The sequence below is a fragment of the Nonomuraea sp. NPDC052129 genome, from assembly GCF_040680095.1.
Classification (GTDB): domain Bacteria; phylum Actinomycetota; class Actinomycetes; order Streptosporangiales; family Streptosporangiaceae; genus Nonomuraea.
In genome coordinates this window covers 1-1,886 of record NZ_JBFAVX010000083.1, presented here as the reverse complement: position 1 = coordinate 1,886, position 1,886 = coordinate 1, and the positions used below count along the sequence as shown (strand labels likewise).

1 protein-coding gene is annotated in these 1,886 nt (G+C 63.1%); it reads left to right on the top strand.

Going from position 1 to position 1,886, the window contains the following annotated elements; all coding sequences use genetic code 11:
* A partial coding sequence (locus AB0L53_RS59255; protein ID WP_364015906.1) for a DNA-directed RNA polymerase subunit beta occupies positions 1 to 1,886 on the top strand: 1,886 nt, incomplete at both ends.

The window sequence follows — 1,886 nt, the reverse complement described above, 5'->3', positions numbered from 1 at the left end:
CGTCAGGCCGGGCGCAAGGACGTCCCGACCCAGTCGGGCCTCGAAGAGATCTTCGAAGAGATCAGTCCCATCGAGGACTTCTCGGGGACCATGTCTTTGTCGTTCCGTGATCACCGGTTCGAGCCGCCCAAGTACTCCGTAGACGAGTGCAAAGACAAGGACATGACCTTCTCCGCCCCGATGTTCGTCACGGCGGAGTTCATCAATAACACCACTGGTGAGATCAAGTCCCAGACGGTGTTCATGGGCGATTTCCCGCTCATGACGCCGAAGGGCACGTTCATCATCAACGGCACCGAGCGTGTCGTGGTTTCGCAGCTCGTCCGTTCGCCGGGCGTGTACTTCGAACGCAATGTCGACAAGACCTCGGACAAGGACTTGTACGGCTGCAGAGTCATCCCGTCGCGGGGTGCCTGGCTGGAGTTCGAGATCGACAAGCGTGACAGTGTCGGTGTCCGTATCGACCGTAAGCGCAAGCAGGCCGTCACCGTGCTTCTCAAGGCGCTGGGCTGGACCAGCGAGGCGATTCTGGAGCGGTTCGGCCAGTACGAGTCGATGCGCGCCACGCTGGAGAAGGACCACACGGCCGGCCAGGACGACGCGCTGCTGGACATCTACCGCAAGCTGCGTCCGGGTGAGCCGCCGACCAAGGAGTCGGCGCAGACCCTGTTGGAGAACCTGTACTTCAACCCCAAGCGCTACGACCTGGCCAAGGTCGGTCGCTACAAAATCAACAAGAAGCTCGGCGTTGATTCCGCGATCACTCAAGGCACTCTGACCGAAGAGGACATCGTCTCCGCGATCGAGTACATCGTCCGGTTGCACTCGGGCGAGGAATCGATGCCGGGCACCGGCGACCGCGAGGTCATCGTCGAGGTCGACGACATCGACCACTTCGGTAACCGCCGTCTGCGCAGTGTCGGTGAGCTCATCCAGAACCAGGTCCGCCTGGGTCTGGCTCGTATGGAGCGCGTCGTGCGCGAGCGGATGACGACCCAGGATGTCGAGGCGATCACGCCGCAGACCCTGATCAACATCCGCCCGGTCGTGGCGTCCATGAAGGAGTTCTTCGGCACCTCGCAGCTGTCGCAGTTCATGAATCAGACCAACCCGCTCGACGGGCTGACGCACAAGAGGCGTCTGTCCGCGCTGGGTCCCGGTGGTCTGTCGCGTGAGCGGGCCGGTTTCGAGGTTCGTGACGTGCACCCGTCGCACTACGGCCGGATGTGCCCGATCGAGACCCCGGAAGGTCCGAACATCGGCCTGATCGGTTCGCTGGCCTCTTATGGCCGGATCAACGCCTTCGGTTTCGTCGAGACGCCGTATCGCAAGGTCGTCGACGGCAAGGTGACCGAGCAGATCGACTACCTGACCGCCGATGAGGAAGACCGTTTCGTCAAGGCGCAGGCCAACACGATCCTCAACCCTGACGGCACGTTCGCCGACGCGCGGGTCCTGGTCCGTACCAAGGGTGGCGAGACCGAGCTGGCGCGGGCCGACGAGGTCGACTACATCGACGTGTCGCCGCGCCAGATGGTCTCGGTCGCCACCGCGATGATCCCGTTCCTGGAGCACGACGACGCCAACCGCGCGCTCATGGGCTCCAACATGATGCGTCAGTCGGTGCCGCTGCTCAAGAGTGAGGCGCCGCTGGTCGGTACGGGGATGGAATACCGGGCCGCGACCGACACGGGCGACATGGTGAGTGCCGAGAAGGCCGGGGTGGTGCAGGAGGTCTCCGCCGACTACATCACGGTCTCCAACGACGACGGTACGAGCACCACCTATCGGGTCGCCAAGTTCAAGCGTTCCAACCAGGGCACTTCGTTCAACCAGAAGCCGATCGTGGCCGAGGGTGACCGGGTCGAGGTCAACCAGGTCATCGC